The sequence below is a fragment of the Winogradskyella sediminis genome (genome assembly GCF_003387355.1).
Taxonomy (GTDB): Bacteria; Bacteroidota; Bacteroidia; order Flavobacteriales; family Flavobacteriaceae; genus Winogradskyella; species Winogradskyella sediminis.
In genome coordinates this window covers 1,053,996-1,072,525 of the sequence record NZ_QUNH01000001.1, presented here as the reverse complement: position 1 = coordinate 1,072,525, position 18,530 = coordinate 1,053,996, and the positions used below count along the sequence as shown (strand labels likewise).

Sequence of the window (18,530 nt, the reverse complement as noted above, 5' to 3'; positions counted from 1 at the left end):
ACGTTATTTTATTCGACTAAGTGATGAAAAACTTGTTAAACTTGTTCTTTCCTATGGTTTGTGAAGCCTGCAACAACGCTTTGGCAGACAATGAACAAGTGATATGCACCACTTGTAGACATCATTTACCTGTTACTAACTTCCATTTTAATAATGCAGAAGATGTAAAAAAAATAGTGTACGGTCGGGTTAAATTAGAAAATGCAACTGCCCTTTTACACTTTTCTAAAAAAGGAATTGTACAACAAATTCTACATAATTTAAAATACAGAGGTCATGAAGATATTGGGACCTTCTTTGGAAAATGGTTTGGAGCGGAATTAGCGACCTTAGAGCCTTACAAAGACATCGACGTTGTGATGCCAGTACCTTTATATAAGTCTAAACTACGTAAACGCGGTTACAACCAAGTCGCTAAATTTGGAAAAGAAATTGCCCAAGCTTTAGGAGCAGAATATAACGATACGGTTTTAATAAAAACAAAATCGACAAAAACACAAGTGTTTAAAGAACGTTTAACCCGTTGGAATGATGATGGAACCTTATTTGATATTTCTGAAAACACTACTCTAAGAGGCAAGCACGTTTTACTAATCGATGATATTATTACAACCGGAGCCACTGTTGAAGCTTGTGCTTCGGTTTTGTTAAAAATTGATAATATTAAGTTAAGTCTTGCGACAATGGCAATTGCAGATTGATTTTTTCGTTTCTAAATAAATTATATTGTTTCTTTGTGCTAAATTATTTTGAGTAGATGCGTTTATCATTACTGCGAGTTTTAAGTCTGATTTTAATTGCAATAAGCATTGCAAGTTGTGCTAATCGTGGCACGCCTACAGGTGGAGAAAAAGATATTTTGCCTCCAGAAATTACGAAATCCGTTCCCGAAAATTTTTCAACCAATTTTAAGGGTGATGAAATTAAAATCTATTTTAACGAATACGTCAAAATAAATGACTTAAGGAAACAACTCATTGTATCTCCTCCTATGGACACAGAACCTATTGTAACACCTGTAAGTGGAGCTAGTGAATACATTACCATAAAAATATTAGATACATTAGAAGCCAATACCACCTATGCTTTTAACTTTGGAGAAAGTATTGTAGATAATAATGAACAAAACCCCTATCCTTACTATCGCTATGTATTTTCAACAGGAAATACTATAGACTCCTTATCAGTGAAAGGCTATGTGGTTGATGCTTTAGAAGAAGAACCAGACACCTTTGTCTCTGTAATGTTATATGAAGTAGACTCTACCTACACCGACTCTATTATTTACAAAGAAAAACCAAGATATATCACTAACACACTAGATAGCGTTACAACTTTTAGCATTGATAATATTAAAGCTGGAACCTATAAATTAATTGCCTTAAAAGATCAAAACTCTAATTATTTATTCAACCAAAAAAACGATAAAATTGGTTATAAAGAAGAGTTTATTACAGTACCAAGTGATGATTCTTACGAATTAAAACTTTTTAAGGAAAAGGTAAATTACAAAGCCATTAAACCCTCTCAAGATGGTGAAACTCGAATAATATTTCCTTACGAAGGCGATTATGAAGCTATGCGTATTAAAGTATTAGGCGAGACTCCTGAAGGTTACAAAACCCGAATTGTTAAGGATCCAACAAAGGACACCTTGTATTATTGGTACAAACCAGAATTTGAAGTCGATACAACATTTTTTATCGTTACTAATGACAAGCAAATCGACACGTTTAAACATCGATTTAGAACCATTAAAGCCGACTCATTAACACTAAAACCAGTTACACAAGGTATATTGAATTTTAATGAAGATTTTACCATGGAATCCAATATTCCATTAAGTAAAATTGATACAACTAAAATCAGTATTATAGATAAAGATTCTTTAGCTGTACCTTTAAAAGTAAAATACGATTCTATTTTTAACACCTATAAATTCCCAATTGACAAACAAGAAGACCAAAAATACAGTTTTACAATGCTTCCTGGGACATTTACTGATTTTTATGACAATAGTAATAAGGACACCTTAAACTATTCTATTAGAACAAAACTAAAAGCGGAATATGGTAATATTAGAGTGAATATTAGAAATGCTAAATTTCCCTTAATTGTACAGTTAGTAAATGACAAAGGAGAAGTGATGTACGAGCAATACACAAAAGATTCGCCTGTTGTAGATTTTAGAAATTTAGTGCCTAGAAAATATAAATTACGTGCTATTTTTGACACCAATGGCAATGGTAAATATGATACAGGAAATTACTTACTAGGCATTCAGCCAGAACGCGTAAGTTATTCAGAACCCATTGAAGAGGTGCGATCTAATTTCGATTTTGTTGAAGAATTTACACTTCTAGACTAAAGTTATCTCTATCATTTAAAAAATTCAGTTTTTCACGGTATTTTGTAATTACATCTTTGTCTAAAATAACAATTTCCGTAGCCTCTTTGTTATCGGGAAGATTATCCATTCTATTTCCTAAAACGTCGTACGCCACGGAATGTCCACAATAATGGTGCTTATTCCCATCTTGTCCTACTCTATTAACACCAATACAGTAGGTCATATTCTCAATAGCTCTTGCTTTTAACAAAGCATCCCAAGCACTGATACGCACTTTAGGCCAATTAGCGACATAGATTAATAGATCATAATTTTCGGTATTTCTAGCCCAAACAGGAAAACGCAAATCGTAGCAAATTAAGGGACAAATTTTCCAGTCCTTATAATTTAGAATAACTTTCTCGGTTCCGGCTGTGTAAACGTTGTGTTCACCTGCTAATGTAAACGTATGGCGCTTATCGTAGGTAGTAATGGTACCAGAAGGCTCTACACAAACCATACGATTATAAAACTTGTTGTTTTCAGAAATAACAAGACTTCCCATAATTAGAGCTTGCCTTTGCTTGGCTTTAGAGCGCAACCAATTTAATGTTTCGCCTTCCATTGTTTCTGCAACAGCGGACGGATTCATGGTAAAACCTGAAGTAAACATTTCAGGCAGAACAATAACATCAACAGGACTTAAAATGGCATCGATTTTATAGCTCAGTAAACGTCTATTTTCTTCTGGATTTTCCCAGGTCAATTCCGTTTGAATAATAGCAACTTTCAATTCTCTACTCATACCCTAAAATTACAAATTTGATTTCAAAAAAAGATATAAAAAAAAGCAATCTAAAATGTAAACTCAATTGGTCATTTCATTTTAGATTGCTTTAAGTTATTTAAGTCCGTTTCGCTCCTATAATCTGCGTTTTGCTTTAGCCACTTTTTCTGTAAGTTTTTCTATTTTATCGAGCCATTTACGTTCATCTACAGGAGACAATTTGCCCTTAGCGTTTAGCTTTTCGTATTTTTTTTGTGCTTTATTTAAATTACTTTCTGCTTTTTCAAAATTCTTTTGAAGCTTTTCTTTTTTCTTTATTTCCTTTTCAGCCTTTTTTCGTTCTTTTTCTGCTTTTTTTTGTGCTTTCTCCGCTTTTTTATTCTCTTTTTCTAATTTCTTAGCAACTTCTTCCTTTTTCTTTAGAGCTTTTTCTTCTTCTTTTTTAATTTTTTCGGCATCTTTTAAAGCTTTTGATTCGGCCTTTTTAAGCTGTATGTTTTTTTGAGCTGCTGCTTCAATCTTCAATGTTTCAGTAATTGCTGCAGCTTCTTTAAAAATTAAAGTCTTTTTCGCTAAACTCAAGGTTTCAGTAATGTCTTCTCCATTTAGGAATATTTTTTCATTTTTAACCTCGTAAATTTTTCCTTCATTTGAAACTTCTTGTGTAAAACCCGAAAGCGAGAAGCTTAAAAATAAAACTATAATATAATATTTCATGATATAAATTTTGTGTTCATTCTTAAGACACACAAATCTTTAAAAAGTAACTTAAATTTTGCATAAAATTTCAGCTGCCTTTACCAAGGTATCATCGGTTTTTGCAAAACAAAATCGCAACACCTTGTCATCTCTATTATTTTCATTAAACACAGACAGGGGAATCGAGGCTATCTTAAAGGTTTTAGTGAGTCTTTTTGCAAAATCCACATCATTTTCATCAGTAATATCAGAATACTCTAAAATCTGAAAATAGGTACCTTGAGAAGGTTTACATTTAAATCTAGATTCAGAAATTAAATTTAAAAATAAATCGCGTTTCCTCTGAAAAAATGCAGGCAAGCCTAAAAAGGTTTCTGCCTCTTGCATATAATCTGCAATACCTTTTTGAGCAGGATGATGTACCGAAAACACATTAAATTGATGTACTTTTCTGAATTCACTCATTAAATGATCTGGCGCACAACAATACCCTATTTTCCATCCGGTAGTATGAAAAGTCTTTCCGAAAGATGCCGTTATAAAACTGCGTTGTTTTAAATCTTGAAACAAGCACACACTGTAATGTTTTGCCTCATCAAACACAATGTGTTCGTACACCTCATCACTCAACACCATAATATCGGTACCTTCAGTACATTTTTGTAGTTGTAGCATATCATCTTTGGACCAAGTAGTACCACTAGGATTATGTGGCGTATTGATGATAATCATCTTCGTTTTAGTCGATAGTTTTGAAGCTACCTCGCTCCAATTCACTTTATAATTTGGCGCAGATAATTGTATAGGAATTGTTTTTCCTCCATTAATTTCTATAGCGGGTTGATAACAATCGTAAGCGGGTTTAAAAATAAGGACCTCGTCATTTGGTCTTATAAATGCAGAAATTATGGTATAAATAGCCTGTGTTGCACCAGCTGTTACGGTGATTTCTCTTTCAGGGTGATAAGTGCTTTGGTGTAGCAGCTCATATTTGTGAGCAATTGCCAAACGCAATTCTATATTGCCTGCCATTGGAGCATATTGATTGTAACCGTTATTCATTGCCTTAGTAACCAAATTATTCAACTTTTTAGAACTCGGATAATTAGGAAACCCTTGCGACAAATTAATGGCATTATACTCTTGAGACAAAGCACTCATAACCGTAAATATGGTAGTGCCAACATTTGGTAATTTGGATTTTATTTTCATAAAAAGTGTGTTAATGTGCTAAATCACTAAAGATATAAAACAAGCTTTTCTATCTTTACAAAAACTAATAAAATAATAATGATGCGCTTTTTAAAAATTCTATTTCTTTTTGTTGTTTTTCAGGCTTCTGCACAGCAAGGTGGCATGTGGATTCCTTCTCTTCTAGAAGGCATGAACGAAGATGAAATGCAAAGCTTGGGCAGTAAATTAACAGCTCAAGATATTTACGACGTTAACAACTCTAGCTTAAAAGATGCCATAGGGCATTTTAACGGTGGATGTACAAGTGAAGTCATTTCTAACCAAGGCTTGGTACTGACAAATCACCACTGTGGCTATGGACAAATACAATCTCATTCATCTTTAGAAAACGATTATTTAAAAGATGGGTTTTGGGCCATGAATTTAGAAGATGAATTACCAAACAATGGTTTATATATTGAGTTTATTGTCAGTATACATGATGTAACTGATGTGGCGCTTAAAGGCATCACTGATTCGATGACTGAAACTGAAAAACAATCTCTAATTTCTAAAAACACAAATGCTGCGTTAAAAACCTGGCCAAAAGAATCTTGGCAGGATGTTAAAACTAAAGCGTTTTATGAAGGCAATCAATACTTCCTTTTTGTCACAGAACGTTTTAATGATATACGTTTAGTTGGTGCACCTCCAAGCAGCATCGGTAAATTTGGAAGCGATACGGACAATTGGGTTTTCCCTAGACACACTGGTGATTTTTCTTTATTCAGAATTTATGCAGATGCCAATAATAGACCTGCTGAATACAGCAAGGATAATAAACCTTACACACCAAAACACTACTTGCCAATATCGTTAGACGGTGTTGAAGAAGGAGATTTTACAATGGTATTTGGTTTTCCAGGTACTACAAGCGAATATTTACCAGCCGTAGCCATAGAGCATATCACCAAAGAATTTAATCCTACTAACATTGCTATACGTGAAGCAGCTTTAAAGGTTATTGATCAAAAAATGAAAGAAAGCGATGAAGTGCGAATTAAATACGCTTCAAAACAAGCACGTATTGCTAACGCATGGAAAAAATGGATTGGAGAAAACTTAGGTATCAAAAAAAGTAATGCTGTTGAAAAGCGTCGTGAGTTTGAAGCCACATTTACCAAAGCCTTAAAGGAAAAAAATCTTGAAGCTAAATATGGAAATATTCTTTCAGAGTTTGATAAATTATACAAAGACTTTGCTCCTATTAATATAAAGCGCAGAAACTTTATTGAAGTCTTTTTAGTAACTAACGAACTTATGCAAATGACTTTTAGAGCTTACCAAGTGGAACAAGCTTTAAAGGCAAACCCTGAAAATCTTGAACGCGGAAAATCCATTTTAACGGGTCAGCTAAAAAGCATTCATAAGAATTACGATGTAGATTTAGATAAAGGAGTATATAAAAATGTAATGCCTTTATATGGAAAACCAGTAGATGTTTCAATCTATGAAAACACGGCCTTTACCAACTTAGATTCTGCTTTACTATTACTAGAAGGTGATGCCGAAACCGTAATTAAAAACCTTAATAGCGATGCTGCATTTGCTTATGCTAAACCTATCATTGATGAGTTTTTTACCACCATTGATGCTGAATACAAAGCAAAGAACGCTCCAATAACCGCTTTACAAACACAGTACATGACTGCCTTAATGGAAGCATTACCTAACGAGCGTTACTTCCCTGATGCAAATAGTACACTACGTGTTACCTACGGACAAGTTAGAGGTTACTCTCCAAGAGATGCGGTATATTATAATCCTGTAAGTTATTTAGAAGGTGTTATAGAAAAATACATTCCTGGTGATTATGAATTTGATGTTCCTCAAAAATTAATTGATTTGTACGATGCCAAAGATTATGGACAATATGCCGACAAAAATGGAAAAGTGCCTGTGTGCTTTTTAGGAACTAATCATACTACAGGAGGGAATTCTGGAAGTCCGGCCATTGATGCTCATGGGAATTTAGTTGGATTGAATTTTGACCGTGTTTGGGAAGGAACAATGAGCGACATGAATTACGATCCGGAAATTTGCCGAAACATCATGGTAGATTTACGCTACGTACTTTTTATAGTTGATAAATATGCTGGTGCAAAGCATCTCATTGACGAGATGACATTAGTACATCCTAAACAAGATCTTTCTAAATCGAAGAAAAAGAAGAAGAAAAAACGCAAGAAGCGTAGTTAGTTGCTAGAGACTAAATGTTAGAATATAAGCCTCATCGTTTTTTAACTTTGAGGTTTTTTATATTTGGAATTTTAGCTTCTCGATACAATTTCTTCGTCCCTTACAAACTACTCGAAGTGACGTTGTGGATTCATTTTAGACTTCAAGATTACCAACAAAAAAACCCTCACATTTCTGCAAGGGTTTAATTAATTATTGCGTTTCAATTAATAAGATTCCTGCCTTCGCAGCAATGACAGATTAATATCTGTAATGCTCAGGCTTATAAGGACCTTCAACCGTTACACCAATATATTCTGCTTGGTAATCTTTTAACTCCGTTAATTCAACACCAATTTTTTCTAAGTGTAATTTTGCTACTTTTTCATCTAAATGTTTTGGTAACATGTACACATCGTTTCCGTATGCCTCTTTGTTATTCCAAAGCTCAATTTGCGCTAATGTCTGGTTCGTAAACGAGTTAGACATTACAAAGCTAGGGTGACCTGTTGCACAACCTAAATTTACTAAACGCCCTTCAGCAAGAATGATAATTTCTTTACCGTTTACGGTATATTTATCTACTTGAGGTTTTATAGTATCTTTAGTGTCACCATGAGTTTTGTTTAACCAATCCATTTGAATTTCATTATCAAAATGACCAATATTACAAACAATAGTTTTGTCTTTCATAGCTTCAAAGTGCTCAGCTCTTACGATATCTTTATTTCCTGTAGTTGTAATTACAATATCCGAATTACCAACAACAGTTTCTAATTTCTTCACTTCAAAACCATCCATAGCCGCTTGTAAAGCACATATTGGGTCAATTTCAGTAACCGTTACAATAGAACCTGCACCTTTAAAAGAAGCCGCTGTTCCTTTACCAACATCACCATAACCACAAACCGTAACGCGTTTTCCAGCTAACATAATATCTGTTGCTCTACGGATGGCGTCTACTGCAGATTCTTTACAACCATATTTATTATCAAATTTCGATTTAGTCACCGAATCATTAACATTAATTGCTGGCATAGGTAATGTTCCGTTCTTTACACGCTCATAAAGTCTGTGAACACCAGTTGTAGTTTCTTCAGATAAACCGTTAATGCCTTCAGCTAATTCTGGATATTTATCTAAAACCATATTCGTTAAATCACCACCATCATCTAAAATCATGTTTAATGGCTTTCTATCTTCTCCAAAGAATAAAGTTTGCTCAATACACCAATCAAATTCTTCTTCTGTCATGTCTTTCCACGCGTATACAGCAGTTCCTGCTTCTGCAATTGCTGCAGCGGCTTGATCTTGTGTAGAAAAAATATTACATGAACTCCAAGTCACTTCTGCTCCTAAAGCTTGTAATGTTTCAATTAACACAGCTGTTTGAATCGTCATATGTAAACAACCTGCTATACGTGCACCTTTTAAAGGTTGCTCGTTTTTATATTCTTCACGTAAGCTCATTAAACCTGGCATTTCTGCTTCGGCCAACTTAATTTCTTTTCTTCCCCAAGCCGCAAGCGACATATCTTTTACCTTATTAGGTACGTAAGCAACAGTTTTTGTACTCATATTTTTTTCTTTCTTTTTATATTTTAAACACCTTTGGGTTTAGCACTTAAATAGTTAAATTCGCCTAACTAAAAACACCAAATCTGCCTTAGGCAGTGCAAATGTAATCAATAACATTCAGAATTCTAAATGCCACTATATAAATCCATTAGTGTAAATTCACAAACTACTGTTAAAATCTGGAAGATAGAAGAATCATATGATACTCTATTTCAGCCTTTAGATTTAAAACCGCAAAGTTTAGAACGTATTTTAGGTATGAAAAGCGAACTTCACCAACGCGGATTTTTGAGTGTAAGACATTTGTTACGAGAATTCGGTTATACAGATAAAGATTTATTTTACGATGACAACGGAAAACCACATCTTAAAGACGGAAAACAGATCTCTATAACACATTCATTTACCTTTTCGGGTGTTATTGTTAGTGATAAAGAAGTCGGTATTGATATTGAAAAACAACGCGATAAAATAAAAATCATAGCACATAAATTTGTGGATTACGAATTCAGCTATTTAAATAGTATTGATGAAGATTGTATAAAAAGGCTGACGGTAATTTGGGGCATTAAAGAATCTCTTTATAAACTGTTTGCAACTCCTGGCATGTCTTTTAAAAAGCATTTTTTAGTGATTCCGTTTAGTGTTGAAGATAGAGAAACGATTGCTTGGATAGATTATATGGGTCAAAAACACAGATATACCACAGCATTTTTGGAATTTGAAGGTTTTACCTGTGCTTATGTGGTTCCGTAATGAATAATACAATTTATAAACATATAAACAGTGTAAAAGCTCGAGGTGAAAAATTGTTAGCCGTTTTAATAGATCCGGATAAAATGAAGCTTAACAATATTTCGGATTTCATCACTAAGGTACACCAATCTATCGCTACTCATATTTTTGTTGGTGGAAGCGAAGTTGATGAAGGTCTGACAGAAACGTTAGTTATAGCATTAAAAAAACACACCAGTTTACCAATTGTTTTATTTCCAGGTGACGTCATTCAAATTACAGATAAAGCAGATGGCATTTTGTTTTTGTCTTTAATTTCTGGTCGAAATCCAGATTATTTAATAGGTAAGCAAGTAGAAGCGGTTTCAAAATTGGCAAAGACCGATTTAGAAGTCATTCCAACAGGATATATACTAATAGAAAACGGAAGAGAAACAGCTGTAGAACGTGTAAGTAAGACAAAACCGATTGAACGAAAAAACATAAATATTATAAAGGATACGGCAAAAGCTGGCGAATTATTAGGCTTAAAACTCATTTATCTCGAAGCCGGAAGTGGTGCCACACACGCTATCTCATCTCATATTATTTCAGAAGTTAAGCAACTTTTAAGAATCCCGTTAATAGTAGGAGGAGGCATAAGAAGTAAAGCAGAAATGGAATCTGCATATGATGCTGGAGCAGATTTAGTTGTTATTGGAACCGCTTTTGAAGAAGATGAATCATTCTTTAATGAACTAAAAAAATAAAAAAATGGAAATATCAGTAGATCTTACCCTTTCCCCTTTGCAAAACGATTACGAAAGACATGTTATCAATTTTATAAAAGCATTACGCAATTCAGAATTTAAAGTTTTAGAAAATCCGTTGAGCACACAAATATTTGGAAACTATGACGCGCTTATGCCTTTCTTAACTGAAGCAATAAAACGTTCTTTTGAAGATGTAGATATTTCTGTACTTACAATGAAAGTCGTAAAAACCAACCGTAGCGATTATGAACCAAATTTTTGATTTCTTTTTAGAACCTTATCGCACAGCTTCTACGTTTCATATTACGATTGAAATTATAGCTGTAATTTTTGGTATTGCCAGTGTATGGTTTGCTAAAAAGGAGAACATATTAGTCTTTCCTACAGGAATTATTAATACGGTAATTTTCATCTATTTATGTTATGTTTTTACCCTTTATGGCGATTTAACTATTAATATTTATTACACTTTAATGAGCATTTATGGCTGGTATATGTGGAAGAGAACTATAAAAGGAGAAGAAATAGCCATTACAAAATCTACCTTAAAAGACTGGAAAACAGCAACAATAATCCTTACCACTACCATTATATTTGTAGTAAGTGTGTATTTATATTTTAATCGCTTCGATAGACTAACAGATTATATAGATACCATTACTACTGGTATTTTCTTTGCCGCAATGTGGTTAATGGCGAATAAGAAAATAGAACATTGGATATTGTGGATAGTTGCAGATATTATTTCGATTCCATTATATTTTGTAAAAGGATTAGGGTTTACAGGACTACAATTCATTGTATTTTTAATATTAGCAATTCAAGGCTATAACGCATGGAAAAAGCACTTAAACAACACCCATCAAACTGCATAAAAGTAGTTGTATTTGGACCCGAATCTACAGGAAAAACAACATTATCTCGCCAATTAGCACGGCATTATAATACTGTTTGGGTGCCTGAGTATTCTAGATCGTACTTACAAGAAAAGTGGGACAAAGAGCGAAAAATATGCGAACCAAAGGATATAATTCCTATTGCCAAAGGACAAATGAAACTTGAGAATGAATTGGCGCAACAAACAGACTCAGTTTTAATTTGCGATACTGATTTACTGGAAACTAAAGTTTATAGTGAGGCTTACTTCAATGGTACTTGTGACCCTGTTTTAAATACATATGCTCTAAAAAACACATATAACTTATACTTTTTAACTTATATTGACACTCCTTGGGAGGCAGATGATTTAAGAGACAGACCCAATGAGCGAGAGCTAATGTTTAACGCATTTGAAAAGGCTTTAAAAACCTACAAAAAATCGTATATCCTTTTAAAAGGAAATAAAAAAGAACGTTTAGCAACAGCAATTAAGTATATTGACAAATTATTAATTAACAAGTTATGAGTTTTACAGAAAACGACATTCAACAAATAGAAGCTAATAATTTAACATTATCAGTAGTAAATAAACAAATTGAAACTTTTAAATCTGGAATTCCGTTTACTAACATTTCTGAAGCAGCGACCTTAAATAATGGTATTACACCCTTAACCGATGAGAGTATACAAAAATATATCAGCTTTTTTGATAAAGAAAAAGATAAGAAGTCTCTGTTAAAATTTGTACCAGCTTCCGGAGCGGCAACAAGAATGTTTAAATTTCTATTTCGCTTTATTAGCGAATACAATTCTAACGAACAATCGTTAAATTCTTACATCAATAAAACCAATTTAAGAGAATTATCTCTATTTATGGTGGGCTTGGAAAAATTTCCTTTTTTCAATCTAGTAATAGAATTGCTTAAATCTAATGGTATCGATTATGATAACTTATCTAATCAAGAAAAAGTTTGGTACTTTGCCAAGGCCATGTTAGACGAAAACCAACTTAATTTTGGCAATCAACCTAAAGGTTTATTACCATTTCACTGTTATAAAAACAACCACATTTCGACAGCTTTTGAAGAACACTTGTATGAAGCTGCTTTATATGCCTCTAGCAATGGCGTTGCGAAACTACACTTTACAATTTCTGAAGTTTATAAAGATAAATTTAAAGAAGAGTTTAAAAATATTCAGAGTAAAATTGAACAAAAAACAGGAGTTAATTTTGACATTTCGTTCTCCTACCAACAAAAATCGACAGATACTATTGCCGTTACTTTAAAAAATAAACCTTTTAGAATTGAAGATGGATCATTACTGTTTAGACCATCTGGACATGGCGCATTATTAAAAAATCTCAATGCTTTAGATGCCGATATTATTTTTATAAAAAACATAGATAATGTCGTTGTGTATAAATACAAAGAAGAGGTCTCTAAATACAAAAAAGTCTTAGCTGGCATCCTACTAAAATTACAGAACCAAACATTCGAATACTTACATCAATTAGATTCAAAAGACCTAACGGCAGATCATTTAGCAACAATAGAACACTTTTTATCTTCCGAGTTAAGCATCAAAATATCCGAAGAGTATAAAAAATATACCGAATACTATAAAATTGAATATTTAAAAGAAAAGCTAAACCGACCTATACGTGTTTGCGGAATGGTTAAAAACGAAGGTGAACCAGGAGGAGGTCCGTTTTGGGTTAAAGACCACAAATCTAACTTGTCACTTCAAATAGTGGAGTCGTCTCAAATAAACCTCAAAGACCAAAACCAAGCAGATATTCTTAAAAATGCTACACATTTTAATCCTGTAGATTTAGTTTGTGGTGTAAAAAATTATAAAGATGAAAAATTCGATTTAGAAAACTACGTCGATCATAGTGCTGCTTTTATCACTAAGAAAACCAAAAATGGTAAGGATTTAAAAGCCTTAGAATTACCAGGACTTTGGAACGGAAGTATGGCGTATTGGACGACGATATTTGTTGAAGTGCCTATCATAACCTTCAATCCTGTAAAAACAGTTAACGATTTACTTAAAGCACCACATCAAATTAAAAACTAGTGGATACCAACTTACTTAAATCTGAATTAACCTATAAATACGTCCGAAGCTCAGGAAGCGGAGGACAACATGTTAATAAGGTGTCCTCTAAGGCCGAATTATATTTTGACCTTCAAAACACCAATGCTTTTAATACCGTAGAACAACAAAAACTACTCGAATTTTTCAATAATCGATTATCTAAAGATGGAATACTTATGTTATCTTGTGACGACAGTAGAAGTCAATTTAGAAACAAAGCCTTGGTTACCCAACGGTTTTTAGAATTGATTACTGAAGGCTTAAAGGAAGAGAAAATACGGATTCCAACCAGGATTCCAAGAGGAGTTAAAAAGAAACGCTTAAAAGATAAGCGTATTAATGCAGATAAAAAAGCCAACCGCAAGCCTCCAACAATTGAATAAATACTATTTCAATATATAAACCTATAGATTTTCAAAACCTTAAGCTTGCCTACCTCTAATTCTCATCGTTGAGTCTAAAAAAAATTAAAATTCCTCATTCGTAATTCTAAAATCCGTTATATCTTTGCCGCGTTCTCAATAAAGGGGTGCCAATAAGTGGCTGAGATCATACCCATTGAACCTAGAACAGGTAATGCTGTTTAGGAAACGAGCGTAAAGAAATTGTCCGTATGGATTTTTTTGACAAGCGTTATAAGGTTATCAATGTTTATTTTTTACGTCTGAATTTAAACCTTCCTATGGGTAGAAAAAAATTCAAAATAAAAGAAAAATAAGACCTAATAGTGTACGTTATAAGCTCACAATATTTAATTATTAACAAAGAATAATGACCTCTTTTTATTCGATTATAATACTATAGTCGTATGAAAATTTTATTCAACAATCTCTCAAAAAAAAGTAGGCAGAGATTAACACTTTCCATGACCTTATTAGGTCTTTGTTCAGCTTATGGACAAGAAAAACAACAAGATTCAACAAAAGTTGAAAAATTAGATGAAGTTTTAGTAAAAGCTGTAAGAGTAGATGCTAAATCACCTATTACACACTCTAATGTTACCAAAGAAGATTTAGCTAAACGTAACCTCGGACAAGATATTCCGATGTTACTTAACTTTCTACCGTCAGTTGTAACAACAACCGATGCAGGTGCAGGTATTGGATACACAGGTATTAGAGTTCGTGGCGTCAGCTCGCAATCTACTAACATCACTATTAATGGTATTCCGTATAACGATGCAGAATCATTAGGAACGTTTTGGGTTAACCTTGGTGATTTTGCCTCTTCTACAGAAAGTTTACAATTGCAACGTGGTGTAGGGACTTCTACCAATGGCTCTGGTGCTTTTGGAGCTAGTATTAATGTGTTAACAGATGCGGTTGCTAAAGAAGCTTCTGGAGAAATTTCTAATTCTTTTGGAAGTTATAATACCAGAAAACACACTGCCAAATTTAGCACCGGACTTATGAATGACCACATTGAAATTGCGGGTCGTTTGTCTAATATTGTTTCTGATGGCTATATAGATCGTGCTTCAGCCGATTTAAAATCGTATTTCTTACAAGGCTCTTTTGTTGATGATAATACCTTAATTAAAGCCATCACTTTTGGAGGTAAGGAAGTCACTTACCAGTCTTGGAATGGATTAGAAGATTTAGAGAAACTAAAAGACGACCGTACGTATAATACAGCAGGTGAATATACTGATGATAATGGAAATACACAATTCTACGATAATGAAGTCGATAATTACAGTCAAGATCACTATCAGTTACATTGGAATCAACGCTACAGCAACCAATGGTCTACAACGCTTGGCTTAAACTACACCAAAGGTCAAGGCTATTTTGAACAATATAAAGAAGACGAAAGTTTTGACGACTATGGCCTTAACCCGTTAGATTTTAATGGGGAAACCATTGATGAAACCGATTTAATTAGAAGACGCTGGTTAGACAATGATTTTTACGTTATCAATGCTAACGCTAGCTATAAAGACGACAATCTTAATCTAATTTTTGGTGGTTCTTATAGCCATTATGATGGTGATCATTTTGGTGAAATAATTTGGGCAGAATACGCCAGTCAAACTGAAATTAGAGATCGTTATTACGATGGTAACAGTATAAAAAATGACTTTTCACTTTTTACGAAAGCCAATTATAGACTCAATGAAAAAATAAGTTTATACGGAGATTTACAAGTTAGAAATGTTACATACAAGACAACAGGAACAACATCCGATCTTGTAGAATTTGCAGTAGATAAAGATTTCACATTTTTTAATCCAAAAGCTGGAATCACCTATTCTTTAAACACTAACAATGACCTCTACTTTTCTTATGCTAGAGCCAACAGAGAACCAAACAGAACCGATTTTGAAAGTAACAATACTATAGAGCCAGAACAACTCAATGACTTTGAACTAGGGTGGAGACACAGAAAAGGAAACTTTGTATTTAATGCAAATGTGTACTATATGCTTTATAACGAACAATTAGTACTTTCTGGACAATTAGATGATGTAGGTAACCCAATAAGAACCAATAGTGGAAAAAGTTACCGTTTAGGATTAGAATTAGAAGCCATTATTCCTGTAACTTCAAAACTGACTTTACAACCTAATGTAACACTAAGTACTAATAAAAATAGCGAAACCATCATTGATTTCGATGGAGAACTACAAGACCTAGGTAAAACCGACATTTCATTTTCACCAAGTTTAATTGCAGCTAATGCGATTGTTTTTCAACCTGTAAAAAACCTTCAAATGTCTTTATTAAGTAAATATGTTGGTGAGCAGTATATGAGTAATACGGAAGCCGACTTATCTAAATTAGATAGCTTCTTTATCAATGACTTCAATATTAATTATACTTTAAAAACAGCCTCCGTTTTTGATGCCATTGTATTTTCAGGTTTAGTTAATAATATTTTCAATGTAAAATATGTGTCTAATGGCTATTATTACACTTACGACGACACTTGGTCTAACCCAGGAAGTATCGCTACTATCGAAGGAGCTGGTTTTTACCCACAAGCAACGACTAACTTCTTAGTAGGAGTAACCTTAAAATTTTAATTACTAATTAAATAAGTGTTAGTTCCGGTGACCTCAACTCTGTACGGCTTTAATGTACATGGTTGAGGATCATCGCCTAATGCGGTTCCTGTAATTAAATTATATTCATTACCATCGTCACAACCACAAACAGCATTTAATCCTACTATAGTTAATTTAGAACATGAAGACGCTACATGGTTAGGATCTGCACCATCCCAAGCTAATATAGAATTAGCATTTGCTCTTACTAAAATGATACCGTTATTACCATAATTTTCAACTCTCATTGCACTGACAGGAAACAACAACTGATTAAATTGAGGAAAATTAAGATTCACAGACAAATTCACTCCAACATCTAATAAATAATTGCAATTGTAAGTAGAGTCATCTTTGCTACATCCAAAAAACACTACGCAACCAAACATTACTAATAATTTCTTCACAGGTCTACTCTTTTTTAATGATTTGAAATTTAACGCATTAAAATCCAAAATCGTTTGAAGCCACAAGAATACGGGCTTTTCGTATTAAAATTTAAATTATTAACATTTTTAATACATTCTAACTTCAAATTTTGTGGCGCAATTTACTATTAATTAAACAATACCGTAATAATTTTATATATTTGCATAGTAATCTCGTCAGCGCGAGGTTTTTTTTATGCTAACATTATAATTATAGAATAACGAACATTTAAGAAGCACTAAATATCTACAGTGATTTTTGAGCCTGTCTGATTTTCAGACAGGCTCAAAAATGATAAAGAAACGGCTTATTAAACACGCGTTATTTTTAAAACGATTAAATTATGAGTAAAGTATCTTATTACACAGCTGAAGGTTTAAAAAAATTACGAGAAGAGTTAAACCAGCTTAAAGATGTGGAACGTCCAAAGGCATCACAAGCAATTGCAGAAGCTAGAGACAAAGGCGATTTAAGTGAAAACGCAGAGTATGATGCTGCGAAAGAAGCACAAGGTATGTTAGAAATGAAAATTTCTAAAATGGAAGAAATCTTATCTGGCGCAAGAGTTATTGATGAGTCGCAATTAGACTTAACCAAAGCCTTAGCTTTATCTAAGGTTAAAATTAAGAATCAAACAAACGGTATGGAAATGACCTACACGTTGGTTGCTGAAAGTGAAGCTGATTTAGCCACTGGTAAAATCTCAGTAAATTCTCCAATAGGTAAAGGTTTATTAGGTAAATCTGTAGGAGACGTGGCAGAAATACAAGTTCCGAGTGGTATTATGAAATTTGATATTTTAGAAATTTCAAGATAAACTTTAATTGTAAAAGCAGTAAAATCAGAGATTATTAATAAAAAGATTCCTATTTAATGGGAATCTTTTTATATTTATGTAAATATCAATTGTGCGTAAATTTGAAAGCTGTTAAATCCATTTTCATATCACTGTCAAAGGGCTTTTCAACAACATTCAAAAAGGCTTATTTATAATCATTGCAACAGAAGTATTAACTTATGGCAACACTCTTCACAAAAATAATTTCAGGGGAAATACCTTCATATAAAGTAGCAGAAACTGAAGATTTTTTTGCGTTTTTAGATATCAACCCAAACTCTAAAGGCCATACGCTTTGTATTCCTAAGAAAGAAGTTGATAAAATTTTTGACTTAGATGAAGCCACTTACATCGCGTTAATGAAATTTTCGCGTCGTGTTGCTCTTGCCTTAGAAAAAGCTGTGCCTTGTGAACGTATTGGTATGTCTGTAATTGGATTAGAAGTACCACACGTGCATGTGCATTTAATTCCGTTGCACTCCATGGAAGATGCTCGTTTTACAAATAAACAGAACCTCTCACCTGAGGAATTTAAAGCATTAGCAGAAAAAATAGGCTCTAATTTTATTTAGAATATTCCTAAAACAAATAATACTACAGCAATTAAAATGATTATAGCAAAAGCTATAAAACCCCAAGCAATGGGCTTTAATTTAGTTGATTTTGGTTTAATTTTCAATCCTCTTTTGTGGTAATCCACAACACGTTCAATATCGTCTGTCCAACGGATTGGAAAGATCTGTACTTCGCAATTTAAACAGAGTAATTGGCATGTGGTTTCGCCTGTAATTGCCTTATATAGCTTCGTTTCTATAAGTTTTTGTTTGAACGTAAGTTCCAAACTATCATTAGAGTAACATTCAGGACAGTTATTACCTAACCGAGCTTCTTTTAAAGTAAAAAGTTTCGAAGAATTCATCCCCAAATTTAAACTATTTTTTCAA

General features: G+C 33.3%; 19 protein-coding genes. 13 read left to right on the top strand and 6 right to left on the bottom strand.

What is annotated here, in order from left to right; translation table 11 throughout:
- Positions 1-23: 23 nt before the first annotated feature.
- Together C8N41_RS04600 and C8N41_RS04595 are read left to right on the top strand one after the other, a co-directional pair.
- Positions 24-701: a ComF family protein gene (locus tag C8N41_RS04600; RefSeq protein ID WP_170137087.1), complete on the top strand. Its 678-nt coding sequence runs from the start codon at positions 24-26 to the stop codon at positions 699-701.
- 56 nt (positions 702-757) lie between these two features.
- Entirely contained in the window at positions 758-2,368 is a 1,611-nt protein-coding gene (locus tag C8N41_RS04595) for an Ig-like domain-containing protein (RefSeq protein ID WP_115838365.1), read from the top strand.
- On the opposite strand, the gene C8N41_RS04590 is transcribed toward C8N41_RS04595, so the two are convergent.
- From C8N41_RS04590 to C8N41_RS04585, 3 genes are all read right to left on the bottom strand, one after another.
- Entirely contained in the window at positions 2,352-3,134 is a 783-nt protein-coding gene (locus C8N41_RS04590; protein WP_115838364.1) for an amidohydrolase, read from the bottom strand. The genes C8N41_RS04595 and C8N41_RS04590 overlap by 17 nt on opposite strands.
- Before the next feature lie 117 nt (positions 3,135-3,251).
- Positions 3,252-3,833 carry a hypothetical protein gene (locus tag C8N41_RS16805; protein ID WP_147298929.1) on the bottom strand — a complete coding sequence of 194 codons (582 nt, stop codon included), beginning with the start codon at positions 3,831-3,833 and terminating at the stop codon, positions 3,252-3,254.
- Between the two features lie 51 nt (positions 3,834-3,884).
- Positions 3,885-5,027: a methionine aminotransferase gene (locus C8N41_RS04585; protein WP_115838363.1), complete on the bottom strand. Its 1,143-nt coding sequence runs from the start codon at positions 5,025-5,027 to the stop codon at positions 3,885-3,887.
- 81 nt (positions 5,028-5,108) lie between these two features.
- Between C8N41_RS04585 and C8N41_RS04580 the strand changes: the two genes are divergently transcribed.
- Positions 5,109-7,247, top strand: coding sequence for a S46 family peptidase (locus C8N41_RS04580; protein ID WP_115838796.1), 2,139 nt, complete (start codon positions 5,109-5,111; stop codon positions 7,245-7,247).
- 240 nt (positions 7,248-7,487) lie between these two features.
- Here C8N41_RS04580 and ahcY read toward each other — a convergent pair whose 3' ends face one another.
- Complete coding sequence (gene ahcY / locus C8N41_RS04575; protein ID WP_115838362.1) at positions 7,488-8,804, bottom strand: adenosylhomocysteinase; 1,317 nt, start codon at positions 8,802-8,804, stop codon at positions 7,488-7,490.
- A gap of 129 nt (positions 8,805-8,933) precedes the next feature.
- On the opposite strand from ahcY, the gene C8N41_RS04570 reads away from it, so the two are divergent.
- The 8 genes from C8N41_RS04570 (at position 8,934) to C8N41_RS04535 (ending at position 16,298) form a co-directional block, all read left to right on the top strand.
- The gene (locus C8N41_RS04570) at positions 8,934-9,560 is read left to right on the top strand and encodes a 4'-phosphopantetheinyl transferase family protein (protein WP_092445334.1); all 627 of its coding nucleotides are present in this window, start codon (positions 8,934-8,936) and stop codon (positions 9,558-9,560) included.
- A complete protein-coding gene (locus C8N41_RS04565; RefSeq protein WP_115838361.1) occupies positions 9,560-10,288 on the top strand; it encodes a geranylgeranylglyceryl/heptaprenylglyceryl phosphate synthase in 729 nt (242 codons plus the stop codon). The genes C8N41_RS04570 and C8N41_RS04565 overlap by 1 nt, the downstream gene beginning before the upstream one ends.
- A 4-nt stretch (positions 10,289-10,292) precedes the next feature.
- Positions 10,293-10,553, top strand: coding sequence for a thiamine-binding protein (locus C8N41_RS04560; protein ID WP_115838360.1), 261 nt, complete (start codon positions 10,293-10,295; stop codon positions 10,551-10,553).
- The gene (gene pnuC, locus C8N41_RS04555; RefSeq protein ID WP_092445341.1) at positions 10,537-11,166 is read left to right on the top strand and encodes a nicotinamide riboside transporter PnuC; all 630 of its coding nucleotides are present in this window, start codon (positions 10,537-10,539) and stop codon (positions 11,164-11,166) included. The genes C8N41_RS04560 and pnuC overlap by 17 nt, the downstream gene beginning before the upstream one ends.
- A complete protein-coding gene (locus tag C8N41_RS04550) occupies positions 11,127-11,696 on the top strand; it encodes an AAA family ATPase (protein ID WP_115838359.1) in 570 nt (189 codons plus the stop codon). Before pnuC ends, C8N41_RS04550 begins: the two co-directional genes overlap by 40 nt.
- A complete protein-coding gene (locus tag C8N41_RS04545) occupies positions 11,693-13,252 on the top strand; it encodes a DUF4301 family protein (protein ID WP_092445345.1) in 1,560 nt (519 codons plus the stop codon). Before C8N41_RS04550 ends, C8N41_RS04545 begins: the two co-directional genes overlap by 4 nt.
- Entirely contained in the window at positions 13,252-13,656 is a 405-nt protein-coding gene (gene arfB, locus C8N41_RS04540) for an alternative ribosome rescue aminoacyl-tRNA hydrolase ArfB (protein ID WP_092445347.1), read from the top strand. The genes C8N41_RS04545 and arfB overlap by 1 nt, the downstream gene beginning before the upstream one ends.
- A 425-nt stretch (positions 13,657-14,081) precedes the next feature.
- Entirely contained in the window at positions 14,082-16,298 is a 2,217-nt protein-coding gene (locus C8N41_RS04535) for a TonB-dependent receptor (protein WP_115838358.1), read from the top strand.
- Here the strand turns inward: C8N41_RS04535 and C8N41_RS04530 are convergent.
- Entirely contained in the window at positions 16,295-16,726 is a 432-nt protein-coding gene (locus C8N41_RS04530; RefSeq protein WP_147298928.1) for a Rieske (2Fe-2S) protein, read from the bottom strand. The two genes, C8N41_RS04535 and C8N41_RS04530, sit on opposite strands and share 4 nt — an antisense overlap.
- A gap of 365 nt (positions 16,727-17,091) precedes the next feature.
- On the opposite strand from C8N41_RS04530, the gene greA reads away from it, so the two are divergent.
- Both greA and C8N41_RS04520 read left to right on the top strand, forming a co-directional pair.
- Positions 17,092-17,565 (top strand): transcription elongation factor GreA, encoded by a 474-nt coding sequence (gene greA / locus C8N41_RS04525; protein ID WP_092445353.1) that lies wholly within the window; start codon positions 17,092-17,094, stop codon positions 17,563-17,565.
- A gap of 200 nt (positions 17,566-17,765) precedes the next feature.
- Entirely contained in the window at positions 17,766-18,158 is a 393-nt protein-coding gene (locus C8N41_RS04520; RefSeq protein WP_092445355.1) for an HIT family protein, read from the top strand.
- Here the strand turns inward: C8N41_RS04520 and C8N41_RS04515 are convergent.
- Positions 18,155-18,505, bottom strand: a complete 351-nt coding sequence (locus tag C8N41_RS04515) for a hypothetical protein (protein WP_092445357.1) — start codon at positions 18,503-18,505, stop codon at positions 18,155-18,157. The two genes, C8N41_RS04520 and C8N41_RS04515, sit on opposite strands and share 4 nt — an antisense overlap.
- Positions 18,506-18,530: the final 25 nt, after the last annotated feature.

Coding starts and splice junctions, on each gene's coding strand:
- C8N41_RS04600 (WP_170137087.1), top strand. CDS start 24: ATGAAAAACTTGTTAAACTTGTTCTTTCCTATGGTTTGTGAAGCCTGC.
- C8N41_RS04595 (WP_115838365.1), top strand. CDS start 758: ATGCGTTTATCATTACTGCGAGTTTTAAGTCTGATTTTAATTGCAATA.
- C8N41_RS04590 (WP_115838364.1), bottom strand. CDS start 3,134: ATGAGTAGAGAATTGAAAGTTGCTATTATTCAAACGGAATTGACCTGG.
- C8N41_RS16805 (WP_147298929.1), bottom strand. CDS start 3,833: ATGAAATATTATATTATAGTTTTATTTTTAAGCTTCTCGCTTTCGGGT.
- C8N41_RS04585 (WP_115838363.1), bottom strand. CDS start 5,027: ATGAAAATAAAATCCAAATTACCAAATGTTGGCACTACCATATTTACG.
- C8N41_RS04580 (WP_115838796.1), top strand. CDS start 5,109: ATGCGCTTTTTAAAAATTCTATTTCTTTTTGTTGTTTTTCAGGCTTCT.
- ahcY (WP_115838362.1), bottom strand. CDS start 8,804: ATGAGTACAAAAACTGTTGCTTACGTACCTAATAAGGTAAAAGATATG.
- C8N41_RS04570 (WP_092445334.1), top strand. CDS start 8,934: ATGCCACTATATAAATCCATTAGTGTAAATTCACAAACTACTGTTAAA.
- C8N41_RS04565 (WP_115838361.1), top strand. CDS start 9,560: ATGAATAATACAATTTATAAACATATAAACAGTGTAAAAGCTCGAGGT.
- C8N41_RS04560 (WP_115838360.1), top strand. CDS start 10,293: ATGGAAATATCAGTAGATCTTACCCTTTCCCCTTTGCAAAACGATTAC.
- pnuC (WP_092445341.1), top strand. CDS start 10,537: ATGAACCAAATTTTTGATTTCTTTTTAGAACCTTATCGCACAGCTTCT.
- C8N41_RS04550 (WP_115838359.1), top strand. CDS start 11,127: ATGGAAAAAGCACTTAAACAACACCCATCAAACTGCATAAAAGTAGTT.
- C8N41_RS04545 (WP_092445345.1), top strand. CDS start 11,693: ATGAGTTTTACAGAAAACGACATTCAACAAATAGAAGCTAATAATTTA.
- C8N41_RS04535 (WP_115838358.1), top strand. CDS start 14,082: ATGAAAATTTTATTCAACAATCTCTCAAAAAAAAGTAGGCAGAGATTA.
- greA (WP_092445353.1), top strand. CDS start 17,092: ATGAGTAAAGTATCTTATTACACAGCTGAAGGTTTAAAAAAATTACGA.
- C8N41_RS04520 (WP_092445355.1), top strand. CDS start 17,766: ATGGCAACACTCTTCACAAAAATAATTTCAGGGGAAATACCTTCATAT.
- C8N41_RS04515 (WP_092445357.1), bottom strand. CDS start 18,505: ATGAATTCTTCGAAACTTTTTACTTTAAAAGAAGCTCGGTTAGGTAAT.